The sequence below is a fragment of the Pseudoalteromonas sp. K222D genome (assembly GCF_017653575.1).
GTDB lineage: Bacteria > Pseudomonadota > Gammaproteobacteria > Enterobacterales > Alteromonadaceae > Pseudoalteromonas > Pseudoalteromonas nigrifaciens.
Window position 1 is genome coordinate 149,957 of record NZ_JAGGDL010000002.1, and the last position, 25,172, is coordinate 175,128.

Annotated in this window: 18 protein-coding genes; 5 read left to right on the forward strand and 13 right to left on the reverse strand. The window is 37.9% G+C overall.

What is annotated here, in order from left to right; translation table 11 throughout:
* Window positions 1–202 precede the first annotated feature (202 nt).
* From J5X91_RS02195 to J5X91_RS02220, 6 genes are all read right to left on the reverse strand, one after another.
* A complete protein-coding gene (locus J5X91_RS02195) occupies window positions 203–1,210 on the reverse strand; it encodes an isocitrate dehydrogenase (protein WP_011330089.1) in 1,008 nt (335 codons plus the stop codon).
* A 187-nt stretch (window positions 1,211–1,397) separates the two neighbouring features.
* On the reverse strand, window positions 1,398–3,080 hold the full coding sequence (locus tag J5X91_RS02200) for a hypothetical protein (protein ID WP_197107531.1): 1,683 nt from the start codon (window positions 3,078–3,080) through the stop codon (window positions 1,398–1,400).
* A gap of 12 nt (window positions 3,081–3,092) precedes the next feature.
* A complete protein-coding gene (locus tag J5X91_RS02205; protein WP_011330091.1) occupies window positions 3,093–3,476 on the reverse strand; it encodes a DUF3192 domain-containing protein in 384 nt (127 codons plus the stop codon).
* A 69-nt stretch (window positions 3,477–3,545) separates the two neighbouring features.
* Window positions 3,546–4,319: a flap endonuclease Xni gene (gene xni, locus J5X91_RS02210; RefSeq protein ID WP_208833971.1), complete on the reverse strand. Its 774-nt coding sequence runs from the start codon at window positions 4,317–4,319 to the stop codon at window positions 3,546–3,548.
* 8 nt (window positions 4,320–4,327) lie between these two features.
* The gene (gene ppnN, locus J5X91_RS02215; protein ID WP_011330093.1) at window positions 4,328–5,671 is read right to left on the reverse strand and encodes a nucleotide 5'-monophosphate nucleosidase PpnN; all 1,344 of its coding nucleotides are present in this window, start codon (window positions 5,669–5,671) and stop codon (window positions 4,328–4,330) included.
* A 216-nt stretch (window positions 5,672–5,887) separates the two neighbouring features.
* Entirely contained in the window at window positions 5,888–7,402 is a 1,515-nt protein-coding gene (locus J5X91_RS02220) for a GGDEF domain-containing protein (protein WP_208834018.1), read from the reverse strand.
* A gap of 226 nt (window positions 7,403–7,628) precedes the next feature.
* Between J5X91_RS02220 and J5X91_RS02225 the strand changes: the two genes are divergently transcribed.
* From J5X91_RS02225 to J5X91_RS02235, 3 genes are all read left to right on the forward strand, one after another.
* A complete protein-coding gene (locus J5X91_RS02225; RefSeq protein WP_208833972.1) occupies window positions 7,629–9,416 on the forward strand; it encodes a PDZ domain-containing protein in 1,788 nt (595 codons plus the stop codon).
* Window positions 9,417–9,581: 165 nt separating this feature from the next.
* A complete protein-coding gene (locus tag J5X91_RS02230; RefSeq protein ID WP_208833973.1) occupies window positions 9,582–11,681 on the forward strand; it encodes a bifunctional diguanylate cyclase/phosphodiesterase in 2,100 nt (699 codons plus the stop codon).
* A 178-nt stretch (window positions 11,682–11,859) separates the two neighbouring features.
* Window positions 11,860–14,031, forward strand: a complete 2,172-nt coding sequence (locus J5X91_RS02235; protein ID WP_208833974.1) for a S46 family peptidase — start codon at window positions 11,860–11,862, stop codon at window positions 14,029–14,031.
* 133 nt (window positions 14,032–14,164) lie between these two features.
* On the opposite strand, the gene J5X91_RS02240 is transcribed toward J5X91_RS02235, so the two are convergent.
* On the reverse strand, window positions 14,165–14,497 hold the full coding sequence (locus tag J5X91_RS02240; RefSeq protein WP_011330099.1) for a PBPRA1643 family SWIM/SEC-C metal-binding motif protein: 333 nt from the start codon (window positions 14,495–14,497) through the stop codon (window positions 14,165–14,167).
* A 185-nt stretch (window positions 14,498–14,682) separates the two neighbouring features.
* Between J5X91_RS02240 and J5X91_RS02245 the strand changes: the two genes are divergently transcribed.
* Complete coding sequence (locus J5X91_RS02245) at window positions 14,683–14,946, forward strand: MetJ regulator of methionine regulon (RefSeq protein WP_208833975.1); 264 nt, start codon at window positions 14,683–14,685, stop codon at window positions 14,944–14,946.
* 135 nt (window positions 14,947–15,081) lie between these two features.
* Window positions 15,082–16,353 carry an aminotransferase class I/II-fold pyridoxal phosphate-dependent enzyme gene (locus J5X91_RS02250; RefSeq protein ID WP_208833976.1) on the forward strand — a complete coding sequence of 424 codons (1,272 nt, stop codon included), beginning with the start codon at window positions 15,082–15,084 and terminating at the stop codon, window positions 16,351–16,353.
* Between the two features lie 52 nt (window positions 16,354–16,405).
* Here J5X91_RS02250 and J5X91_RS02255 read toward each other — a convergent pair whose 3' ends face one another.
* From J5X91_RS02255 to J5X91_RS02285, 6 genes are all read right to left on the reverse strand, one after another.
* Entirely contained in the window at window positions 16,406–16,591 is a 186-nt protein-coding gene (locus tag J5X91_RS02255) for a DUF1289 domain-containing protein (protein ID WP_182683598.1), read from the reverse strand.
* Window positions 16,592–16,607: 16 nt separating this feature from the next.
* On the reverse strand, window positions 16,608–17,123 hold the full coding sequence (locus J5X91_RS02260; RefSeq protein WP_182683597.1) for a hypothetical protein: 516 nt from the start codon (window positions 17,121–17,123) through the stop codon (window positions 16,608–16,610).
* A gap of 104 nt (window positions 17,124–17,227) precedes the next feature.
* Window positions 17,228–17,842: a bifunctional phosphoribosyl-AMP cyclohydrolase/phosphoribosyl-ATP diphosphatase HisIE gene (hisIE, locus tag J5X91_RS02265; protein ID WP_208833977.1), complete on the reverse strand. Its 615-nt coding sequence runs from the start codon at window positions 17,840–17,842 to the stop codon at window positions 17,228–17,230.
* The gene (gene hisF, locus J5X91_RS02270; RefSeq protein ID WP_011330107.1) at window positions 17,839–18,612 is read right to left on the reverse strand and encodes an imidazole glycerol phosphate synthase subunit HisF; all 774 of its coding nucleotides are present in this window, start codon (window positions 18,610–18,612) and stop codon (window positions 17,839–17,841) included. Before hisF ends, hisIE begins: the two co-directional genes overlap by 4 nt.
* A gap of 395 nt (window positions 18,613–19,007) precedes the next feature.
* On the reverse strand, window positions 19,008–21,383 hold the full coding sequence (locus tag J5X91_RS02275; protein ID WP_208833978.1) for a diguanylate cyclase: 2,376 nt from the start codon (window positions 21,381–21,383) through the stop codon (window positions 19,008–19,010).
* A gap of 712 nt (window positions 21,384–22,095) precedes the next feature.
* Window positions 22,096–25,161, reverse strand: coding sequence for an efflux RND transporter permease subunit (locus tag J5X91_RS02285; protein ID WP_011330110.1), 3,066 nt, complete (start codon window positions 25,159–25,161; stop codon window positions 22,096–22,098).
* Between the last annotated feature and the right edge of the window lie 11 nt (window positions 25,162–25,172).

The following is a 25,172-nucleotide window of genomic DNA, read 5'->3' on the forward strand; positions in this document are numbered from 1 at the left end:
GTCAACCGCGAAATGGCTTTTCTGCATTATTTTTTCTCATCATGCTATTTTTGTGCTGGAGTTAGTTGTTTTTTGAGGTTTTAAAGTAAGTGGAGGGAGGTTTTATGCAGGTTTGCAATTTTGAATATTAAAAAGCCAGCAATTGCTGGCTTTTTATATCAGTACGCTTACAAGTACTTATGTATGTACTTTATACTTTATATTACAAACGGTCGATAACAGCTTGAGTAAAGTCTGTTGTACCGTGGCTGCCGCCTAAATCGCGAGTAGTACGATCGCCTGACTTAATCACATCAGCAACTGCACTTCTAATGCGCTCTGCGGTGTCGCCCATGTTTAAATGCTCAAGCATTTGAATAGACGCTAAAATTACAGAAGTAGGGTTAGCTAGGTTTTTACCTGCAATATCAGGCGCACTGCCGTGTACTGCTTCAAAAATTGCAGTATCTTCGCCAATGTTAGCACCTGGTGCCATGCCTAAGCCGCCAACTAAACCAGCACATAGGTCTGATAAAATATCACCAAATAAGTTTGTGGTTACTATTACGTCAAACTCTTCTGGCGTCATTACTAGTTTCATACAGGTTGCATCAACAATCATTTCGGTTGATTCAATTTCTGGGAAACGTTCTGCAACTTCACGCGCTACTTTTAAAAATAGGCCTGATGTAGATTTTAAAATATTTGCTTTATGTACCGCTGTTACTTTTTTACGGCCTTCACGTACTGCTAGCTCGTAAGCAAACGTTACGATTTTTTCTGCGCCTTCGCGAGTAATAACAGATTTTGCTTCTGCTTCGTTACCATCTTCACTTACAATTTGACCAGCGCCAGAGTACATACCTTGGGTGTTTTCACGAATAGTGATGATATCAATATCATCATAACGTGCTTTTGTGCCTACAAACGATTTAACAGGACGTACGTTTGCGTACAAACCAAATTGCTTACGTAGTGTTACGTTTATAGAAGTAAAGCCTTCACCAACCGGCGTTGTTAAAGGACCTTTTAAGGTGATTTTGTTTTTAGCGATAGTATCGATTGTGTCTTGCGGAAGTAACTCACCTGTTTTTTCAAGTGCAGCTAGGCCAGCATCAACAAATTCATAATCAAAATCGCATCCTGCGGCTTTTAGTATTTCAAGTGCTGAGTCGATAATGCTAGGGCCGATGCCGTCGCCTTTGATCACTGTTATGGTTTGTTTGGCCATTAACTTATCCTTTAAAGAGTTTGATTTGCACATAAATTGTGGCTCCGAGGGAGCAACTGCTTGTTAGAAAATTTATGTGAACGAGCTTGAGAATTCAAGGGCGCATTTATACCAATTATTAAGTCATTTTGCCAGTTTATACTATTAATACTGGGTATAACCGCTGTTTATAGTTAAAATAAGTAGCTTAAATACTATCAAACAAAGCTAATGTTTGAAGTTTGTCATAAAAATCGGCTTGATTGTCCCAGCCCTGGGCTATTAATTGCTGCTTAAGTGTTTGCTGTTGCCAAGGTGTTAATGCTGTTTTTGGCTTAAACACGCTTTGCGCCACGACTTTAAATGCTACCCATAACTTACTTTGCTCAGTGAGTTCGTTTTTAGCTACTTGTTCGGCATCTAATAATGCAAAGGTCCATGGGTTATCACTTAAAAGCGCTGATAACTGCTGATTTAAATGCTTACTATCCATGCTTTCTATGCCAAAAAATGCGCACATAGGTGTATCGGATGATTTATTGGGGGCGTGCGCTATAGGCGTCTTTCTTGAAAGTTGCGTACTACAATGTATTAATAAGTAATGCGCGTAAGCATATAAAGGCAAACAAATATGCTCAAACTGATATTGCTTATTGTTATAGACCAATAGCCTCATTATATCGACCATACATTTGAGTCGATTAACTAAAAAAGCATGTAAAGGATGCGGAATAGCAAAAACTAGTTGCTCAAACACCACGCGCTGTATAATAGCTGGGGCATTATTGTAGCCAACCATAGACAAACTATGCGTTAAATTTTTAGCGGCTTGATGCTCTTTGTTATACGGTTTAACTGCTTGGCATAAGCTTTTAATAACATTAGGATGTGGGGCTAATAAAGTATTTATATTGTTAAAGCTATACTCTTGTTGCAGTTTAATAAGCCCAATTAGATCATATAATGTGTTTTGGGTACTGGGAGTTGCGGCTTTTATATTTACATATTCAGTATCCCACACTTTATAAAGTATACGTTTATCAGCGCATAGCCATTGTACTGCGTTATCGTTAAGCGTTGCTTTTACCCTGTACCAAACTATTTTGTTCTTTAAGCTTTTAATAAGTATGTGGCGCTGCTCGGCGTCGGTTGCTAAATAAATCATTGCTTGTTCGGCATATAAAACTCGGCTCCCGGGGAGCAAAGGACCAATATGCGCAATTAATGATTTTAAGAGCCGCTGAGCAAATAAATTTGGGGTTCGCAAATATAAGTCGCCTATCGCTTTATAAAAATTTATTTGCTGATTTGCTGCATTACACGTGAGGTTAACTGCCAAAATATTAGCTAACGCCACAATTATTGTGCCGCCATCGTATAACATTATTTTAGGGGTGCTTACTAAAGCGTGTTTATATTTACTCAGTTTAGCTAATACTTGAGTAATACTATGAGCAGGTTGCTTTGCGGTTAGTAATACGCGCGCTGCAAGTTTGTGGCGTAATTGCCATATTTGGCTTTCGGTACTGGTAAACGCTATTTGTTTGGACAGTTTATTAAGTTGAGCGCCTACGCACAAGTGCTCAATTAATGACGCACTAATATACAGCTCACTTAGTTCGTCATCGTAATTTTGGCTTACGCACAGTGCGGTTGTTAAAATACATTGGTTAATTACAAGGTTGGTAGCAAAGTCGTACTGAGTTTTATAAAGCATAAGTTGCGCTTGTAGAGCACTCGGATTTTGCTTATAAAGGGTTCGGTATTGCTCTGCAAGTTTGCACACTAGCGGATAAAAGGTAGGCCATTGTTTTTTATTATTGTATGAAGCTAAAAATAGCTGCGTATGCTCAAGCAACCTTTTTAGCTTTATTGATACAGGCTCATCCATTATGCCGTTTCCCTAACCTGGTTTTAGATATTGATCGTAAGCACTGGGACCCCATAAAATGAGCTGCCCGTTTTTAAATAATAAGCCGGTACATTCATCTATAGTAGTAATGCCGTCAGATGTTTTATGCTGGGTACGATAAAAAACAATTTGCCATACTTGGTCCTCATCACGCTTAGCAAAGGTAAGATCTGGGCTACCTAAATATTCGAGTACACTATTGAGGGTTGCAGTGTCTTCTATTTTTAGCTTTTCGATATAGCGTTTATTGTAGGCTTCTCTGTCTTGCCAAATCATAGCTTGTGGATCATCTTTATAAAAAACGATCACTAACGTGGCTATTAGCGCATACAGCCCTAAACCTAAAATTAAATATCTAAAAAACTTTTTGAACATTACTTACTCTACTAACCATCACTGCTAATAGTATACGTATTGTCGTACGGCAGTGCTATTAACTTGCGACTAATTAAGCCTTAACTGCTTTAAACTAAAGCCTAAGTTTATATCGGTGCGTAAACTAACCAGTTGCTTTGAAATAACATACATATCCATATTCTCAGTTAGCTTTTTACGTAAGCTGGCACTAAGAGCATCGTCATTGAGTGCATCCTCGACAGAACTATAGTTATTAACTAGTAGCTGTGCCGATTTAGTGCCTATGCCTTTTACGCCCGGAATATCATTGGTTTTATCGCCAGCAAATGCCCAAAACTCTACTAGTTTTTTTTGCTCAACGCCAAAGCGTTGCTTAATACTATCTTGATCTAAATAATGTTTTTTAAAATAATCATACACAGCTATATGCTCATTTAAAAAAGGTAAAAAGCCTTTATCAGTTGAGACAATCACACTGCTGATGTTGTTATGTGATGCCTTATTTGCAAGAGTTGCAATAATATCATCAGCTTCATCGTTTATTGGTTCAAACACTACAATACCGGTTTCTTCAATGGCGGCTTTAAATTGCACTAATGCATCTTTAAGTATTTGTGGCATAGGAGCACGGGAGTGTTTGTAATCTTTATAAAAATGATAGCGCCAACTTTTATCGCCATCAAATACGGCAATGGCATGGGTTGCTTTAGTGCTGCTTAAAAGTTTTGAGCAGGCATGCGCTACACGTGAGCAGCTTGCTTTAAGCATTTGCTCGTCACTGTGATGTTTTTGATTCGCGTCAACCGCGTAAATGCGCCTAATTAAATTAAGCGCATCAATAAGTAATAAATGGGGTTTCAATACAGAACTCACGCCTTGATTGTGTAGCAGGGGACATATTTACTGCCGGGCAGTTTCATTCTTCCCTCGTCAACATAAGCTTGTAATAACTTATCCATTGCTTTCATTAAACTAGGCTCGCCACTTAGAATATAAGGCCCATGTTGTTTAATTGCTTTTACGCCTTCTTCTTTAACATTACCGGCAACAATGCCCGAAAATGCGCGGCGTAAATTTGCAGCTAATAACTGTTTTGGTTGTTCTAGGTGCAAGTCTAGGTTCGCCATTTGTTCATGTGATGGTATAAACGGCTGTTGAAAGTCATTTTCTATTTTTAATGTCCAGTTAAAATAGTATGCATCGCCTTGGCTTTTACGATAGTCGCGAACATTAGCCATGGTCGACTTTAATTTTTGCGCTACTAATTGTGGGTTATCTATAATAACTTCAAATTTACTGAGCGCTTCTACACCCAGTGTCATTTCAATAAAGTGACACAGCTCTTTAAAGTAGGCTTCACTTTGTTTGGGTCCTGTTAAAATAACCGGTAGGCACTGCTTGTCATTTTCTGGGTGTAATAATATCCCTAATAAATAAAGAAACTCTTCAGCAGTACCAGCGCCACCAGGAAAAATAATGATAGCGTGCGCAGTGCGTATAAAGGCTTCTAAACGTTTTTCTATGTCGGGTAAAATGACTAATTCATTTACAATTGGGTTAGGCGGCTCTGCTGCAATAATGCTGGGCTCGGTTAATCCTAAATAACGATTGTTTTTAATGCGCTGCTTAGCGTGGCCAATAGTAGCGCCTTTCATTGGACCTTTCATAGCGCCAGGGCCACAGCCGGTACAAATGTTTAAGCCGCGCAGGCCCAGCTCATAGCCTACTTGTTTGGTATATTTATACTCAACTTCACTAATAGAATGCCCACCCCAACATACAATCATGCTTGGTTCGCTGTTTACTTTTAGTGCATCGGCATTTCTGAGCATATCAAAAACCATGTGGGTAATGGCTTTTTGTTCTTTAAGATCTTTTTCGTATTTTTGACATATAAATAAAATATCGCGGATCACAGAAAATATATGTTCGTGAATACCGGTAATAATTTCACCATCAACAAATGCGGTATCAGGTGCGTTAATTAGTTCTATTTTTATGCCGCGCTCACGGCTAACTAAACGAATATCAAAGTCTTGGTATTTATCGTAGATGTCGCTACTTTCATCTGTATGGCTGCCTACATTGAGGACGGCAAGCGCGCAGTTTCTAAATAATCGATAGCGTTCACTAGCGGAAGATTGCTCTAATAAATCAACTTCTAATTGCGACAGTAAATCTAAAACCCCAGTAGGGTTTAACTGTATTAACATCGGCATTCTCCTTGCTGCTTAATACCAATTGAATACAAGCGTTGATTGCTCTAGCAGGTTAAACTCATTTTGGGCACTTGAACTTATATAAGTAATATATAAGGCGCCGTACTTTTTTAGAGCGGTTGCTATAATTAACGACTCATTTAATACAATTGGTATAAAATGTAAAAAACTAGCTAGTTATAAAACTCAAAACAATTGAGCTATATAACATTATTTACGTATACACAGACGATCCCGACCTGCGTTTTTGGCTTCGTATAAAGCATCGTCTGCTCTATCAAATGCCTTTAATAATGTGTCACCTTGTTTAAACTGAGTTGCACCAAGTGACACTGTAATTTCTATTTGCTTATCTTTAAACTTAAACGGGATCTTTTTTATATTCTTTTTAAGCTTTTCGAGTTGGGGAATGGCATGCTCTAAAGAAGTACCTGGCATTAATAGTACAAATTCTTCGCCGCCATAACGCGCTATAAAGTCAGTTTTTTCTATCGACTTTTGCAAGGCTTTAGCAATAACTTGTAGCGTAATATCTCCAGCAGTATGACCAAACCTGTCGTTTATTGACTTAAAATAATCTACGTCAATTACCACCAGAGTAACATCGGATGCTTGCACATTAAATAAGTGCATTTCGTGGTTATAGCGCTCATCGAAGGCGGCCCGGTTTGGCAGTTTGGTTAGGCTATCGAGCAGGCTTTTGAAACGTTGATCGTTAAGGCGTTTTTTATATTTAGTGAGTTTATTTTCTAAGCTACCAATACGATTATTTATTTTATCAAAGCTGGTTATAAGTACTTTGCGATCTTTGCGTTCAAGTTCTTCTTTGGCAATAAAATCTTCACCGAGGGACTTTAATTCATGATCAACCAATTTTCTTAATGATGAAATTGAAGTGGTACTCTTAGTTTGTTCATTAAGATTATTAATTTTAGTTTTAATACGTTTATTTAATACGTCAAACTCAATTCCCATAGATTCGGAATGTTTACTGGTCGAAAAAATCGAATGGTGTAACTCTTCTAAGGTTTTATTTAAAGACACTAAAAAGCTTTGCGCTGATTGGCGCTCGTTATTAATGTTTTTTACAATAATACTAATAATTTCAATCGCGGCAGCGAGTAAGTCATCTACTGTATTACTTTGTAAAATAGTGGTTCTTATCGATTGAATTTGCTCAGCTGCTTCATCTTCAAGTACCAGCTGGTGGGCAAGTTCTAACAACTTTTTAGCAATTGCTGGAGTATCGGTATGTTGTTCTGCGGGTAATGCATTAAATTTAGTGTGCAACGCTTGGTTATAAATAGTAATTAATTGATTTAATAGCGGTATAAAACCATGGGTTGACTGAACGGCATCAAGTTCATTATCTAACAAGTTACGCAGTGTTCTGCGTGTGTTGTCAGGTAAACCATTGGTTTTTTGTAATTGCTTGCCAGCATTTTTTACACTTGTGTATAAGTCGCGTTGATGAGCGAGTTGAATGGCTTCTTGGCTTTTTAAAAGTACTAAAATATCATTAATTAACGGCGATAAGTGCTCAAAGCTAACCCCTTTATTAAGTGCGCTTCTAAATTTAGCTAGGCGATTATCTAATTCAATATCAAGACCCTTACAGCTTAAAGACAATTTAGCTGCTAAATTTGACAGAGTGTCTACTTGGGTTTTCCTTGCGCTCTCAATTACTATTCGTTGTTCAATAGCTTGTTTGAGTTTTTTGTCCATAGAATTAGATTTATCAGGCACCTAAACATACCGCCATTGTGTTAATTAGTATCAGTTAAGTTTACAACAAATTTATATTAAGTGTAGTTATCTCATTAAAAACTTTGTGTTTTTAATGAGATATTGCCAATAAACGTATCTAAAAGTCTATTTATCGCTTTTAATTCACTTTTAAATAGCGCCTTGTTAGTCTTCTTTACACACTAAGTTATCTTTATGAGCCATTATGAAAAAGCTATTAGCGCTGTCTATTTTAGCCGCATGTTCTGCCCCTACGTTTGCTGATGTAAATTATTCATTAAACATTTCTCAGCCACAGCACCACTTAGGTAATGTTACGGTAGAGTTTCCCAAAACGGCACAAGCGCATTTAGACATTAAATTACCTGCATGGCGCACTGGGCGTTACGAAATATTAAATTTAGCCAATGGGGTGCGTTACTTTGATGCAAAAGACAGTACGGGTAACCCCCTAAAGTGGGAAAAAATTGATCACAGCACCTGGCGTGTACATTTAAATAAGCCAACTAAAGTTAACTTAGCATATCAAGTATACGCAAATGAGCTTGGCAAACGTGCGCGCCATATTGATGACAGCCATGCATTTATTGATGCATCAGGCTTTTTTATGTTTAGTGACTCATTTCGCCAAGAACCCGTTACGGTTAATTTAGAGGTGCCTAAACAGTGGCGCTCTGTTTCTGGAATGAAAAATAACAAAGGTAAAAATACATTTAAGGCGGCAGATTATGACGTACTTGTAGATTCACCAATCGAGACAGGTATTAACCAATTACACACCTTTAAAGTTGATGGCCGTGAATACGATTTAGTTATATGGGGTGACGGTAATTATGATGTAGAGCTCATGCTAACGGATCTAAAAAAATTAGTGGCTACTGGCAATGTTATTTGGGATGACTACCCGTATGAACGTTATGTATTTATGGTGCATGCAACATCGGGAGCGGGTGGTGCTACTGAGCATTTAAATTCGACTATTATTCAGCGTCCGCGAGACCGATTCGCTAAACGCGAAGATTACTTAGCCTTTATAAGCACTGCGGCGCATGAATTTATTCATACTTGGAACGTTAAAGCCTACCGCCCAGCGGGCCTAACACCTTACGATTACACCAATATGAATTACTCTAAATTACTTTGGATAGCAGAGGGCTCAACCAGCTATTTTGAAGATCATTTATTAGTGCGTTCAGGCATTCAAAGCACTGATGAGTTTTTTAACCTACTGAGTAAAACAATTAATCGTCATTTACAAACACCTGGTCGCGAAGTACAAAGCGCCAGCGAAACAAGCTTTGATAAGTGGATAAACCAAGGCGGGGACCACGCGCGTAATTACTCTACTAACATTTATTCAGAAGGCTCATTGTTATCACTTGCTTTAGATATTGATTTACTAGAAAAAAGCCAAGGTAAAATAAGTTATCGCGATGTACACAAGGCACTTTATAAGCAACATAAATTACCTGCAGGTTTTACTTCTTTAGATGTACTCAATATTTTAAAAGACCTAACCGGGCGTGATTACAACACTTGGTGGCAAACTAATGTCGACTCGCCAGTTTCACTAAATTTTGACGAGTTACTCAATAAAGTAGGTTTAACATTTGAGCGTCCAGAAAAAGCGAAAGCCTTAGCTAGTATAGATGCTGTGGCAAAAAATACCGGCCAACTCCTTACGCTTTCGCATGTTAAACGCGGTGGCAGTGCATGGCAGGCAGGCTTAACAACAGATGATAAAATTGTTGCTATTAATAAGCATCACGTTGGCAAGGATTTAACCAGCAGCCTAGAAATGTATAAAGCAGGGGATAAAATTACAATTGATTATATTCGCCGCGATGCACTTGCTAGCACCAGTTTAGTTTTATCAGAAGATTTTGATAAACCTAAAAAGGTGATTGCTAATAAGCAAGCATCGAGTGAACAAAAGGCGTTGTTTAAAGCATGGATAGGTGTTGAGCATCCTAATAACGCTAAAAAAGATTAACATTAATGAGTTAAAAACTAATAACTAAAAGGAGCAACGGCTCCTTTTTATTTTTACACTCTTATATTGCCGCATTACCTAAAAGCATTTATTCGCTCCTTTAAGTGTTAATTTAATTATTTCGTTCTATTATAAATATTAAGTATTATTTATTAATTGATCAGAATGAAATCTAAAAATAATATACATACTTTAGCTCACCAATATGTTGTTAATGACCCATTACATCAATTATTTGATGCTGTGAATGCTATTTCTGTACAGGGGTATGATGAACAACGCCGTGTTATTTATTGGAATAAAGGCAGCGAAGTGCTTTATGGTTATACGAATGTTGAAGCAACAGGTAAAAAGCTTGAAGATTTAATTATACCAAGTGATTTACGAGAGGCCGTGGTTGCTGGCCATGGAAATTGGATTAATAATGGCATAGAAATTCCTGCAGCAGAGCTAACTCTTCGTGATAAAAATAATAATGATGTTTCGGTGTTTTCAAGCCATGTAATGTTTATAAATCAATATGGCATTAAACAAATGTATTGTATTGATATTGATTTAACCGATGTTAAACAGGCGCAAGAACAGGCTATGTTTAGAGAAAAAATGTTGGAAACAATATTTGAGGCTATTCCTGATCTATTTTTTGTAATGCAAGAAGATGGCAAAATCCTTGATTATCAAGCCAGCAGCAGTAGTAGCAGTAATCTTTATGCTTTACCTCAGCAATTTATTGGTAGCAGTATGTTTGATTTATTACCAGACGATGTTAGCAGTAAGTTTAGAAAAAATATTTCCCAAGCCTTAAGCCAAAAACAGATGGTGAGCTTTCAATATGAACTAACCATGCCATTGGGAGTTGTGTACTTTGAGGCAAGAATTAACCATATTTCTCAATATCAGCAAGTTATGGTTATTATTCGAGATATTACCGAGCAGCACAAGGCAGAAGAGCTGATCCGTAAACAAGCTTATTATGATAATTTAACCTCATTACCTAACCGCTTTTTAGCACTTGACCGACTATCGCATATGCTTTTTGAAGCACAAAGAAACAAGGGGCATGTGGCTGTACTTTTTATTGATTTAGATAACTTTAAAAAAGTAAATGACTCGTTTGGCCATGAACTAGGCGATAAGCTACTGGTTAAATCAGCTGCAAGATTACAGCAAGTCATTCGCAAAGAAGACACCATAGGGCGTTTAGGAGGAGATGAATTTATTGTACTATTGCGGGGTATTAATAGTCATTATAACGCAATAGATATTGCAGAAAAGCTACTGAAAAGTTTTACCTCGCCATTTAAAATTGAAGGGAGAGAACTTGTACTCACCATGAGTATTGGGGTTGCTATGTACCCCGAAAATGGCGATACAGCGTCTGATCTTTTACGCAATGCAGATACGGCAATGTATCAAGCAAAAGCCTTGGGACGTAACAGTTACTCGTTTTTTACTCCACAAATGAACGTAGTAATTCAGCGCCGCCTTGCGATAGAGGAGCAGATGCAAGGTGCGTTACAGCGTAATGAATTTGAACTATATTACCAACCGCAGTTAGATGTTAAAAATAAACATGTTACCGGCGCGGAAGCTTTGCTACGTTGGTATAACCCAGTGCTGGGGAATATACCGCCCGATGAATTTATTCCAATAGCCGAGCATAATGGGTTGATTATCCCCATTGGGAAGTTTGTTATTAAGCAAGCCTTACAGCTTTTAAAAAAATGGCAAAATAAGCAGCTAAATAAAGGGCAACACCATAAATATACTATGGCTGTTAATTTATCCCCAAGTCAATTTAGAGACACAGCGCTACTTAGTTTTATAAAAGACACTCTTAGCGAGCTAGATGTAAAGGCTAAATATTTAGAGTTAGAAATTACCGAGGGGGTGTTAATGAATGCTAAATTGAATATAAATGACACCTTGCAAGAAATAACTAAATTGGGCATAAAGCTATCAATGGATGACTTTGGTACTGGGTATTCATCATTAAGCTATTTAAGGCAGTACCCTTTTAATGTTTTAAAAATAGATCGCATGTTTATTAATGGCATTACATCCAAAAAAGAAGACTGTAATTTAGTCAAAGCAACTATAGCCATGTCGCATAGCTTAGGGTTAACCGTGGTTGCAGAGGGAGTGGAAACGAAAGAGCAGCTTGTTTTACTTGGTGAGTTAAATTGTGATTTTGTTCAAGGTTACTATTTTAGTAAGCCATTACCTGAGGAGTTGTTATTGGGTTTTTCACCAAGGTTTTTATAAATAATCACATATTATATAAAGTAGTTATAAGTAAATACAAAATATAGCTGCCACAGTTTGCTATTAACGCTATATATGAAGGTTTATAGGCCACATTGTAACAATTTATTACCACGGTATTGACCTGCATAATACTTCACGAGTAACCTGTTATAGAAACAATAAAAAGGACTCTATAATGCGTTTAACACCTCTTGTCGCTATAATAGCATCAACTTTAGCAATTACACTCTCAAGCACTGCAATTGCAGATGAAGGCATGTGGCAACCACATCAGCTTCCAGAATTAGAATCAATATTAAAAGCCAAAGGGCTTGAAATAGATGCTAAATCTATTTCAAAATTAACCGAATTCCCGATGAATGCGGTAATTAGCCTAGGTGGTTGTACGGCATCATTTGTATCGCCAAAAGGTTTGGTGGTAACAAACCATCACTGTGCTTATGGCTCTATTCAATACAACTCAACAACCGATAATAATATTTTAGAAAATGGCTTTTTAGCTAAAACTCCAGCGCAAGATTTACCCGCAGCTCCTGGCTCTCGTGTTTATGTTACTAAAACCGTAACTAACGTTACCGACAAAGTAATTAAAGACACTCAAAAGTTAAGTGCTAAAGCACGCTACGATGCCCTTGAAAAAAATGAAAAAGCACTGGTGGCTCAGTGTGAAGCCGATGAGAGCTATCGTTGTAATGTGTATTCGTTTCATGGTGGCTTAGAGTATTACCTCATTAAGTCGCTAGAAATAAAAGATGTACGCCTAGCATACGCTCCCGCTATGGGCGTAGGTAAATATGGCGGTGATATAGACAACTGGATGTGGCCGCGCCATACCGGCGACTTTGGTTTTTATCGTGCGTATGTAGGAAAAGATGGTAAACCAGCACAGTACAGCGAAGATAACGTACCTTATGAACCCGATTCTTACTTAAGTGTAAGTGCTAAAGGTGTGCAAGAGGGCGACTTTGTAATGGTAACAGGCTATCCGGGGCGTACTAACCGTTACCGTATTGCTGCAGAAGTAGATAACGTATTTAACGACAGCTATCCTAAAGCGCGTGAACATAATTCAAAATACGTAGCACTTATTGAAGAAAACGCAGAGGACGGCAGTAAAGCGCGTATAGCTTACGAAAGCACTATTGCAGGTTATAATAATTACATTAAAAACTATGGCTCAATGATAGAAAGCTTTAAAAAAGGCACCATGTTTGAGCGCAAAAAACAGTTTGAGCAAGAACTAACTCAATGGATTAATAGTGATAAAACACGCAAGCAGCAATATGGCGATGTTTTAAATGAGCTATCGGCATTAGTAGCGCAATCGCAACTGCATAGCGAGCGCGATCGTATGTTAGGTTATGTACACAGATCACAAATGATCAGTACCGCTCGCAGCTTATACCGTTTAGCGTATGAGCAACAAAAGCCAAATGCAGAGCGAGAGTCTGGATACCAAGAGCGTGACTTACCGCGCATTAAAGCTGGGCTTGAGCGTATGACGCGTCGCTTTGATGCCAATGTAGATAAAGCTATTTTACTGCACTTTTTAGAGCTTTATGCCGCACTTCCGAAAGAAGAGCGCTTTAGCGAGGTTGATAAGGCATTTAAACTACAAAATGGTTTTGATAAAGCGAAACAAAGTGCATTGCTTGAGCAAATGTATACTAAATCAACACTTGATAACGAAGTTGTACGCAATTCATTGTTTGAGCAATCGTTTAGCCAGCTAAACCAAAGCCAAGACCCATTTGTGCAATATGCTAAAGCAATATTTAAAGTAATGAAAGCTGAGGAAGATAAATCAAAAGCACTTGCAGGCAAGTTACAAGCTGCTCGCCCGCAGTTAATGAGCGCTATTATTGCCTTTAATAAAGCACAAAATAAGGCCGTATATGCAGATGCAAACAGCACATTACGAGTAACTTACGGCACGGTAGGTGGCTACTCACCTCAAGATGGCTTGGTAGCAACACCCTTTACATCGCTTGAAGGGTTACTAGCTAAAAACACCGATGTTGACCCATTTAATGCACCTAAAAAGTTACAAGAGCAAATTAAAGCCAAGCTTTATGGTGATTACACCGGCGGCATGAACACAGTACCTGTTAACTTTTTATCAAACGTAGATACAACCGGCGGTAACTCAGGCTCGCCAACACTCAATGGTAAAGCCGAGCTGGTGGGTTTATTGTTTGATGGCGTATATGAAAGCATCATTGGCGATTGGGATTATAACCCAGAACTAAACCGCTCAATTCACGTAGATTCTCGTTACATGCTATGGGTAATGGACAAGGTAGATAATGCCCAGAATTTATTAGATGAAATGAAAATAGTAAAATAAGTTAAGCGTAAAAATAAAGCCGAACCTTTATTTTAGCTGAATTTTATAGCAAATAATAAAATGCCACTTGTTATTAACAGGTGGCATTTTTATATTAAAGAATGAGAAGGGAGATTAAATTATGAGCTATAATTTAAGCACAACACTTTTTATACTTTTTACCACTACCGCATAAACAAGGAGAGTTACGCTCAGGGACTTTATCGAATACTTGCGGTGTAGACTTAACCAGCGCGAATTCAAGCTCTCTTATATCTTCATCACTTTGAGTATTAAGCTCTACTGTAGCAAATAACTTATGTTCTTGTACTATTGCTTCTACTTCTAACTTGCGTTGTGGTGAATTAACCACTAACGATAATGGATGAAGCTCGCTGCCCACTTTTTCATTGCGCTTAGGACTAAAACCGTTACTGTTATTTTTACCCATTATATCGGGCTTACCCATAAAGAAAAATTTAGACATTATACTTATATAACCGTTCTACATTATTTAGACGGCGTATCCTAACAGCTTAGGCATAATATAACTAAGATGTACGCACTATTAGCCAATTTAAATAGTGAAGTTAAAAGTAGCGTTAATAAGTATAACGACCTATCAAACTATCAATATTAAACTAAGCACTTAAATTAAAAGTGAGCATACCCATGGAAAGTTTAAAAATTGGATTATTAATATCGGCAAGTATTATTATACTTATTGGTTATTTGCGCATTATTACAGATGAAAAAGGTAAAATAAATTTAAATAATTATAGGCTAACCAGGGGAATATTATTGGTGTGCAAAGGGATATATAAAGGCACGTGCGACTTGATTGCAGGTGGAATATCACAAAATATGCAATCTGCATGTACTATTTATTTAGGTGTAATACTCTTTATTATTGGTTTTAGTTTACAGCTAAACTAGTTATAGCTTTAAAAGTTAACAGTGGTTGTTTTTAAAGGTTAAAAATTTCAATTGTCATTAGTATATTTCAAGTGCACTTAGTAGCATATAAGTGCTAATTTAACGCTAAGTAAATTAATAACAGGGAATATACTAATGAAACTAGAATCTTTAGCGCTGCATCATGGCTACGAATCAGAATCAACCACAAAGTCTGCAGCAGTGCCAATTTATAATACTTCATCTTATACGTTTGATAACACCCAGCATGGTGCTGATTTATTTGATTTAAAAGTACCTGGTAATATTTACACCCGTATTATGAACCCAACTAACTCAGTATTAGAGCAGCGTATCGCCGCTATGGAAGGGGGCGTAGGCGCACTAGCTGTAGCCTCTGGCATGGCAGCAATTACTTACGCAATTCAATGTTTATGTGAAGTTGGCACCAACATTGTCAGTACTAGCCAAGTATATGGCGGCACTTACAACTTATTTGCGCATTCATTACCACGCCAAGGTATTGAAGCACGGATGATCAAAGCAGATGACTTTGAGGCCTTTGAAAGCGCGATAGATGATAATACTCGAGCGGTATTTTGTGAATCAATTGGCAACCCTGCAGGTAACATTGTTGATATTGCTCGATTAGCTAAAATAGCACACAGTAAGGGTGTGCCCCTTATTGTTGATAACACAGTAGCAACGCCGTACTTATGCCGCCCATTCGAGCTGGGTGCCGATATAGTGGTGCATTCATTAACTAAATACATAAATGGGCACGGTACTGCCATTGGCGGCATGATTGTTGACTCAGGTAAATTTGATTGGAAAGCAAATGCTACGCGTTTTGCCATGATGAACGAGCCCGATCCGTCTTATCATAATGTTGTTTATACCGAAGCCTTTGCAGAAGCTGCGTTTATTGGCCGTTGTAGAGTGGTTCCGCTTAGAAATACCGGTGCGGCACTTGCACCAAAAAATGCATCAGACATTCTAATTGGCCTTGAAACCTTAGGTTTGCGAATGGAACGTCACTGCGAAAATGCACAAAAGGTGGCTGAGTATTTACAAAAGCACCCTAAAGTTTCATGGGTTAACTATGCAGGCTTAGCGTCAAGTCCATACAACGCAATGTGTAAAAAAACAACTAATGGTAAAGCATCGGGTATATTAAGCTTTGGTATTGTAGGTGGCTTGGAAGCCGGCACTCGTTTTATCGACGCACTCAATATGATACTGCGTTTGGTAAACATCGGCGATGCCAAGTCGCTAGCGTGTCATCCTGCATCAACCACGCATCGTCAGCTTAATGATGAAGAGCTCGCGAATGCAGGTGTGAGCCGTGATTTAGTGCGTTTATCGATTGGTATTGAAAATATCGACGATATTATTGCAGATGTAAGTCAAGCGCTCGATAATGCGTAATCGTTTTTAAGTGCCTCAAACAGTGTGGGGCACTTAATTTGAACTAAATTTACTATTTTTCACAATCTTTTCGTGGGGTTGCTAAAATCACCTTTTTTTCATCTTCAGATAAAATAATCCACTCAAAAATTTCATCGTTGGTACGTCCGCAGCCGGTACATAGGCCACTGCGCCGCTGGCAAACTCCAATACAATCGGTTTTAAGTTTAGTCTTGCTAGTTTTTGTTTGAAAACCCATAAAACCCTATAAAAAATTATTGTTTAGTAGCTACTGATTTGCCAATTTCTAATGAGGTAGACCACGATTTTAAACTAGATAACGTTTTACCGGTGTAGATTGAAATAACAGGGGTGTTTTCATCAAGTACGAAAGTAGTACGAATCGAGTTTTTTGACTCTTTTTGGCTTTCATGCCAATTGCTTTCAAGCAAACATTGGCGAGTAAAAGCCACTGCTTTTTGATGATCTGTTACAGCAGCTACTTGCTCTTTGTAACTATTTTGACAGCGGTAAATAACATTATCATGATCAAATGCAGTAATTTGGCATTGCTTACCCACTAAATGATAGTTAGTACTCCAGCTATCCATAAATTTTGTGGTTACTTTGGTTGTTTTTAGCGATTCAAAACGGGTATCGTATGCACCAAGTAAGGTTTGAATTTTATTACATGGTGTAAGTTTATCTATAGCGGCTGTTTGCTCAGTAACAACGCTAGAACAACCTGAAATTACCAAGCCAGTAAATACGACAGAGGCTAACTTCTTCATTCAATATTATCCTTTTAATTAATGAATTTAGTGCGCTATGTGCTAAAGCACACTAAATAATTTAAGCGTGCTTTTATAAAAGTTGTTGGTATTAAAGTTACAACTTACTTGTGGCGACCTATTAAGCATTTAACTACGTCTTCAAGGGCTAAGCCTTGGCGTTGTAATAGCACTGTAAGGTGATAAATTAAATCAGCAGACTCGTTTGTTAGCTCATCGTTATCGTGTTTCATTGCAGCAAGGGCAACTTCTACGCCTTCCTCGCCTACTTTTTGACAACTACGGCTTAAATCTTCTGCAAACAAAGACGCTGTATAGCTTTTAGCTGGATCGTCGTTTTTACGCGCTACAATAACATCTTCAAGTTGCGCTAAAAAGCTTAGGCTTGGTTTTGCATCATCGCCAAAACAGCTTTGTGTGCCTAAGTGGCACGTTGGGCCTTCTGGGTTGGCAAGTACTAAAATAGAATCGTTGTCACAATCGGTGTGTACTGACACGACATTTAAATAGTTTTGAGATGACTCACCTTTGGTCCACAAACGCGATTTTGAGCGCGAGTAAAACGTTACCTTGTTACTTTCAAGTGTCACCTTTAGTGCTTCGCTGTTCATGAAGCCTTGCATTAAAATAACACCAGAACGTGCCTCTTGAATAATAGCAGGGATCATTTCACTTTTAGTGAAATCAACTTGAGTTTGGTTGTCGAGTGTTAATATCATAATCTTGCTGCCACTTGGTTATTAGTTAAAAATTGTTTTAGTTCACCAATGTTAATCACATTTTTATGAAAAACACTGGCTGCAAGTGCGCCATCAACTTCACTTTGTTTAAACACATCTACAAAATCTTGCATAGATCCAGCACCGCCTGAGGCGATAAGAGGAATATTACACAGTTCGCGTATTTTACTTAATTGCTCAATATCATAACCGTTACGTACGCCGTCTTGGTTCATACAGTTTAATACTATTTCGCCTGCTCCTAAGTCTTGTACGCGTTTAACCCATTCTTGTGTTTTATAACGGGTACGGCTTGACGCATTAGGATCGCCAGTAAGTTGGTACACTAAGTATTCACCGGTCACTTCATCGTAAAAGCTATCTATACCGACCACTACGCATTGCTTACCAAACTCATCGTGCAGCTCTTTTATTAGCTCAGGGCGAGCAATAGCAGGGCTGTTAATGCTGATTTTGTCTGCGCCGCGTTCAAGTACGCGAGCTGCATCGGCAACCGACTTAATTCCGCCAGCCACACAAAAAGGAATATCAATATGACGGGCAATACTCTCTACCCAATTTACATCGAGTAAGCGTTTTTCAACACTGGCACTAATTTCGTAAAAAACAAGTTCATCTGCACCGGCCTCGCTGTAAGCTTTTGCCATAGTTAAAATATCACCAACTACTTCATGGCCTTTAAATTTTACGCCTTTGACTACTTGGCCGTCTTTAACGTCGAGACATGGAATTATGCGTTTTGATAACATGGGAAAGTCTCGCAGGTAGTGTGTTTATTTTTGAAAGTCATAGCTACTATTCTTTTCGTTAATATTTTGCATTAATAACAACAACACTAAAAACATTATTGTCAGCAAAAAGTCATATTAATAATTACCTACAGTATATATATATCTAAGCGTTATTTATAGGCGAAATATCTTATAGTTAATTACTTTTAAAGCTATTCAGAGGATTGTATAAATAACAAAAAGTGCGTGTTTACGGATGCTAATTACGTGCTGTATTAATGCGTTAACCTATAATGAACGGCTCTAAGCAGCCGCTAACTTAGCGCTTTTTAGGATATACATAGTGAAGCTGTAGGAATATTTGAGTTTTTCAGTTCAGTTCATTTAAGTTATGTATTGTTAAAATTAAATGCTCAACTTAAATTGACTTGTGGTTGGCTGTTATTAGCATGATCATGCTTTTTACTTTTATGTTCATACATTCTTTTATCCGCTTTGTTAAGTAACTCATCTAAGTCTGCTGCTTCGTCGGGATATATAGCATAGCCAATGCTTACTGTAACTAAGAGTTCGTTGTGCTGCAAAACAATAGGTAACTCAATCGCACTTAAGTATCTGGTTATTTGTTTTTCTATTTGGTTTAGGCTTTCAATGTTGGTGCTTATAACAACGAATTCATCCCCGCCAATACAGGCGATACAGTCAGTTTTACGGGTTATATCTTTTAAGCGGTCGGCTATTACGGTTAATACACAGTCGCCAACTATATGGCCGTGAGTATCGTTTATTGGCTTAAGCTTATCTAAGTCAAAATATAAGCATGCCACTTTACTGTTTGTTTGTTTAGCTTTTCTAAACTCACATTCAGCAAACTTTGTCAGGGTGTTACGGTTTGCAAGCCCGGTTAAATAATCGGTTTGAGCTAGTTTTAGTACTTCTTTTTCAGCGATAATGCGCTTTGAAATATCAAAATTAATACCGACTATGCTATCACCATATACTCGCCCATCGGCGTTTATATAACGTATTGCTCCACAGGGCAGTATAATTTTAAACTCAGCATGAAACTTTTCATTGGTTGCTATTGCTTTGGTCAGCCTATTGGTAACATCATCATAATCATCGGGATGAATTGTTTTTGACCACTGAGCATAGTTACAAGAAAAAGTACCCTTTTTAATGCCATAAAGTGTGTGCATCCAGTCATCCCAAATAAGCACATCGGTTTTAAAATTCCATTCCCATATGCCAATATTAGCCGCATCTGCTGCTAATGCTATTCGATGATGCAAGTTATCTAACTCAATCCTAGCTTCTCTGAGCTCAGTAATATCTTCAGCAATACCAAGTAAAAATTTAGCCTTACCCATATTATCTTTTATAATCACTTTGTGAGTACGTAAATAGCGAGTTGTTCCATTTATGGTAACTGGCTCTTCGTTAATTGTTATCGAATTGTTTGAGTTCAATACTTTGCGATCTGCTTTTGCAAAAAATTCTGCTTGCTCTGCTGGGAATATATCAAAGTCATTTAATCCTATAAGTTGCTCTTGTGATTTGCCAAGTAATTTTTCAGCTGATTTATTTACATGGCTATAACTTAGATGCTTAGCTTCTTTAATAAACAAAATGTTAGGTAGGGTATCAAATATAGTTTGTGTAAAGGCTTCTTGGTTTTGAATATCGGTTAAATCTTTAATAGTAGCTACTAAAGGGGCGTTAGTTAGCTCACTTATAGGGTTGATTGCGATTGTTATAGGAAACTCTTGCCCACAATTTTTGCACCCCTGTAATAATTGACTTTTGCCAAAGTTGGATTGATCTTCATTAAATGAATGATAAAATTTTGCATGCTTTTTTGGCAGCAATATAGCAATGTTTTTGCCAATTAACGCCTGTTGATCAAAACCAAATACTTTAGCGGTTGGAGGGTTAGCAAATTCGATAATGCCTTGGCGATCAAAACATATCACTACGTCTTGTACTGTATTTAGTACTGCTTTTAATTTTGCCGATAACAAGCTTCTGGCGCGTAATTCCATACTGCCTACTAAAAATAAGCTCAATACTAGCACTACAAATATAATCACTTGGGCAAGTTGTGCGCTGTTGTCATTTGCAAGGTAGGTTGTATGGCTAGATTCAAATACATACATAGAGAGCATACCAATATAATGCATACCCGAAATAGCACTGCCCATTACCAGCGCTGCTAAGAAGTTAACCCGCTTTTGTTTATTTTGCGTTGTTTGGCGTAATTCATTTATTTTTAAAGCTAAACCCGAAAGTGCTACGGCAACAAATACAGAGAACGTAAACAGAATGGGCTCATAAGCCATATGCGCTGGCATTATCATGGCTATCATACCTACGTAATGCATACTGCAAATACCTAAGCCCATAAGTATACTTCTAAACCATAAGTGTTTAAAACGCTCTAAATTAGGGGATATAACAAAATAACTAGCAAATATACTGGGTAAAATTGAAACTAGTGTTATAGGTATATTGTATCTTACAGGAATAGGGAGTTGGTAGGCTAACATGCCAACAAAATGCATTGCCCAAATACCTGCACCTAAAAAGCAAGATGACAGTAGGGTCCAAAAAAGCTTTTCGTTTTTAAGTTGCGCGCCTTTAATACGAGCAGAAAGTAAAAATGAAATATAAGATGCAAATACCGCTGTAAATACAGATGCTAAAACAAGTATGGGGTCATATTTGGCTGTGATCTCCGCTGCTTTGAGCATTTCTGGCGTTACAAAATGTAGCGTTAAATGATTAGTCAATGCGGTCCCTCACCTTAATTATAAGCTCTAAGGGCCTATTTATGAATAACTTAAGTATAGTATACAAATATAGTGTTGACCATTAAATGCTTAACTGAAAAATATTACTTTGGGTTATTTTAGTACCGTTAGTATGAGGGTTTTTAGAGGTTTTATAACGAGGAAATAGGGTTAAGCAAGTTGGTTATGTTAAGTAAGTTGCGATATAAAATGAGTTTGTTGGATTAACTATGGAGTTAGCTTTAACGTATTGATAATAAAAGTATGAAGTAACATTGTTTTAATACTTCAGAGGTAAGCATTTTTTAAGTGCATCAGTACTTACAGCGCGTGGGCCATGGCGCTAATAGCGGGGCTGTTGTTAACGCTCGCCATAGAAGAGATATTAATTATGCTGCCATAATCGCTATTTTTCATGTGAGGAGCCACTAATTGACAAAGTCGGCACATGGTAAACACATTCATATCAAATACGCGTTTAAATTGGCTACTTTAATGTCGCAAGGGTTTTATTTACCTGTACCATCGCCGCCAACAGTGTTAACAAGTACGCCGATGGGCACTTTATTAAAGTTATGAAGCTAGTTATTTATCAACAGCATAGAGCGATATTTTATGTTGTGGGTTGGGTATAAAAAAGCATGCGGCCAGATAATATTTTACATTAGCTGGCCGTATATTTTATTTACTTTGCAATATTTAGTTTATTACCTTAGGCATTAACTGGCGTGCGTTCATCCTTTTTAACGCCCATAAAAATAGCGTAAAGCACAGGTATAACAATTAAGGTTAGTAATGTAGCAAAGAGTAGGCCAAATACTAATACAACCGCCATTGATTGGAAAAATGCATCAAAATAAAGCGGTATTACCCCAAGTACTGTTGTTAGTGTTCCCATCATTACTGGTCTTACTCGGCTATTAGCCGAATCGACAATGGCATCATAACGTGGTTTACCTTGCTTAATTTCCATATCCATTTGATCAACCAATACAATGGCATTTTTAATGAGTAGGCCAGATAAAGAGAGCAATCCTAATATCCCCATAAACTCAAGTGGGGTTTGAGTTGTTACTAAGCCAAATACCACGCCTATAAGAGCCAGCGGTACCACAAGCCAAATAATAATAGGTTGTTTTAAAGCATTGAATAACACCACTACAATTAGCACCATAGCTAAAAGGCCAAGTGGTAGTGTTGATGCAAGCATTTCATTTGACTCTTTTGATTGCCCATACTCACCATCCCATTCCAATGTGTAACCGGCAGGTAAGTCAATCGCTTCTATTTGTGGCCTTACTCGATTAAATAATTCAGATGCAAGCTGCCCAGGAAGTGGATCGGCTTGAGCCTTAATTGTCCACATTCTATCTTCGCGCTTTAAAATACCATCACGCCATACGGTTTTAAATCCATTAGTAACTTGCTCTAATGGTATTGTTTTACCTGTGATTTGGCTAGGAATTTGAATGTTGCCTATATCATTAACATTCGAGCGCTCTTTTAGGGGAGCTCTAACAATAATAGGAATTAACTCTTCACCTTCTCTATATTGGCCAACCGTTTTACCAGAAAAGTTTTGTTGTAACGCTTCAGCAATTGCTTTGCGTGTTACACCTGCACGCTGGGCATTAATTGGCGAGTATTGCGGTTCAATAACCCTAACTTGCTGGCGCCAAGTATCTTTAATTGAGAGTGCACCGCCGTCATCAATCATGATTGCTTTCGCTTTATCGGCTAATTCACGAATTACTGCGGGTTCTGGCCCTTTAAATGTAGCCTCAATTTTAGAACCACCTCCGGGTCCCATTACAAAGCGCCATACTTTGCCTTGCGCTTCTGGGAAGGTGTCATCTATATACGCTTGTACTTTAGGGATCATAGTATCAAGCACTTTATAGTCATCTACTTTAGCTAATATTTGGCCGTAAGAACTGTTTGGTGATTCTGCTCCATAAATAAGCATAAATCGTAAACCGCCACCACCAATTAAGGTTTGTACGCCCTCAATACTCTCTTGCTGTTGAATAAAGGATTCAAGCTTGATCATATCTTTTTTGGTTTTTTCGATATCAGTTCCTTGCGGTAACCAAAAATCTACTACCATTTGTGGTGTTGTAGAGGCTGGGAAAAACCCAGATTTTACAAACTGAAATCCCCACATTGATGCACTAAAAGTAAATATCACTACAGCAACTGTTAACCAGCGATGATTAAGCGAGCTAACAACAATGGATTGATAAGCCGCCATAATCATATTAGGCTTAGCTGTTGTAGAGGTGTCTTTATCTTGTTCTTTAAACAAGCAAAAACAAAATAGTGGCGTTAGGGTAATTGCAAATAACCAACTGTAAAGTAAAGAAATTAAAATAACCCAAAATAAATGCCCAGTAAATTCGGCAGTATCACCCGGTGCTAAACCTATAGGTGCAAAGGCCACAATACCTACCAAAGTGCCGCCTAATAAAGGCCACCTTGTTTGCTTTACAACTTCAGATGCTATTTCTAGCTTTTTGCGCCCTTGTTTAGTACCAACCAGTATTCCCTCGGTGACAACAATGGCATTATCAACCATCATCCCTAAAGCAATAATTAATGCCCCAAGTGAAATTCGGTGCATGGGTATGCCGCTAAAATCCATGGTTGCTAGTGTGGCAAAAATAGTCAGTAGTAATACTGCGCCAATAACAAGCCCAGAGCGCAGCCCCATAAACACAAGTAAAGTAACAACAACAATAATTAATGCCACAATTACATTTACTACAAAGTTATCTACCGATGCCTGAACAACCTTACCTTGATGATAATATTCATGCACTGTTATACCAATGGGTCTCACGTTTTCAGCTTGTTTAACGCGCTCATCTACGCGCTCAAACACTTTAACAACGTTAGTACCAAGCACACTGGCAACCCCTAAAGAAATTGCCGGTTGCCCGTTGTAACGTACAAGTTTAGTTGCTGGGCTTTGAAAACCACGATATACATTAGCAATATCTTTTAAATATATAGCTTTACCGTCATTGGTGGCGCTCACTAATAGGTTTTGTATTGTTTCAATAGAATTAATAGAGCCGGTGGGATCTATAAAAATACGTTGATCACCAATTTGCGTATTACCGGCACTTATTACTGTATTTTGCTTATCTAAAATTGAATAAATATTACTGATTGAGCTACCTAAAGTGGCCAAATCTTCACGGGCTATTTCAACAAAAATACCTTCTTGCTGAACACCGGTCATAGCTACTTTAGCAACGCCTTTAACCTGTAAAATATCACTTTGTAAGTTTTTAGCGTAGGCATGCAGCTCATCAGGAGAGTAACCCTCGGCTGTAATTAAATAGCTTAAACCATATACATCACCAAAATCGTCAAATATTTGTGGCGTACCTGTACCTGGTGGAAGGGAAGGGCGAGCATCATTAATTTTATTTCTTAGTTTGGTCCATATAATCTGTAGCTCAGACTTTGTCGGCGAAAACTCCGATTTAATCTCAACTTTTATCTCAGACATACCCGATGAAGAGGTAGACGATATGGTATCAATTTCCTGCAGTTCTTGAATTGCACGCTCTAAAGGCTCGGTTACTTCTCGGGCTACCTCTAAAGGGCTTGCACCAGAATAAGGAACAAATACTTGTGCGGTACGAATTATAAATTCAGGGTCTTCAAATCGTGCCATGTTTTTATATGAAGAAAAGCCAAAGCCTAACGTCAGTATAATAATTATGGTACTAATTAGTTTGTTATTAATAGTCCACTTTGCTAAATCCATTACTCAAGCTC

What these genes read in the sequence shown, in the direction of transcription:
- J5X91_RS02195 (WP_011330089.1), bottom strand. Translation starts at nt 1,210, where the DNA reads ATGGCCAAACAAACCATAACAGTGATCAAAGGCGACGGCATCGGCCCT.
- J5X91_RS02200 (WP_197107531.1), bottom strand. Translation starts at nt 3,080, where the DNA reads ATGGATGAGCCTGTATCAATAAAGCTAAAAAGGTTGCTTGAGCATACG.
- J5X91_RS02205 (WP_011330091.1), bottom strand. Translation starts at nt 3,476, where the DNA reads ATGTTCAAAAAGTTTTTTAGATATTTAATTTTAGGTTTAGGGCTGTAT.
- ppnN (WP_011330093.1), bottom strand. Translation starts at nt 5,671, where the DNA reads ATGTTAATACAGTTAAACCCTACTGGGGTTTTAGATTTACTGTCGCAA.
- J5X91_RS02220 (WP_208834018.1), bottom strand. Translation starts at nt 7,402, where the DNA reads ATGGACAAAAAACTCAAACAAGCTATTGAACAACGAATAGTAATTGAG.
- J5X91_RS02225 (WP_208833972.1), top strand. Translation starts at nt 7,629, where the DNA reads ATGAAAAAGCTATTAGCGCTGTCTATTTTAGCCGCATGTTCTGCCCCT.
- J5X91_RS02230 (WP_208833973.1), top strand. Translation starts at nt 9,582, where the DNA reads ATGAAATCTAAAAATAATATACATACTTTAGCTCACCAATATGTTGTT.
- J5X91_RS02235 (WP_208833974.1), top strand. Translation starts at nt 11,860, where the DNA reads ATGCGTTTAACACCTCTTGTCGCTATAATAGCATCAACTTTAGCAATT.
- J5X91_RS02240 (WP_011330099.1), bottom strand. Translation starts at nt 14,497, where the DNA reads ATGTCTAAATTTTTCTTTATGGGTAAGCCCGATATAATGGGTAAAAAT.
- J5X91_RS02245 (WP_208833975.1), top strand. Translation starts at nt 14,683, where the DNA reads ATGGAAAGTTTAAAAATTGGATTATTAATATCGGCAAGTATTATTATA.
- J5X91_RS02250 (WP_208833976.1), top strand. Translation starts at nt 15,082, where the DNA reads ATGAAACTAGAATCTTTAGCGCTGCATCATGGCTACGAATCAGAATCA.
- J5X91_RS02255 (WP_182683598.1), bottom strand. Translation starts at nt 16,591, where the DNA reads ATGGGTTTTCAAACAAAAACTAGCAAGACTAAACTTAAAACCGATTGT.
- J5X91_RS02260 (WP_182683597.1), bottom strand. Translation starts at nt 17,123, where the DNA reads ATGAAGAAGTTAGCCTCTGTCGTATTTACTGGCTTGGTAATTTCAGGT.
- hisIE (WP_208833977.1), bottom strand. Translation starts at nt 17,842, where the DNA reads ATGATATTAACACTCGACAACCAAACTCAAGTTGATTTCACTAAAAGT.
- hisF (WP_011330107.1), bottom strand. Translation starts at nt 18,612, where the DNA reads ATGTTATCAAAACGCATAATTCCATGTCTCGACGTTAAAGACGGCCAA.
- J5X91_RS02285 (WP_011330110.1), bottom strand. Translation starts at nt 25,161, where the DNA reads ATGGATTTAGCAAAGTGGACTATTAATAACAAACTAATTAGTACCATA.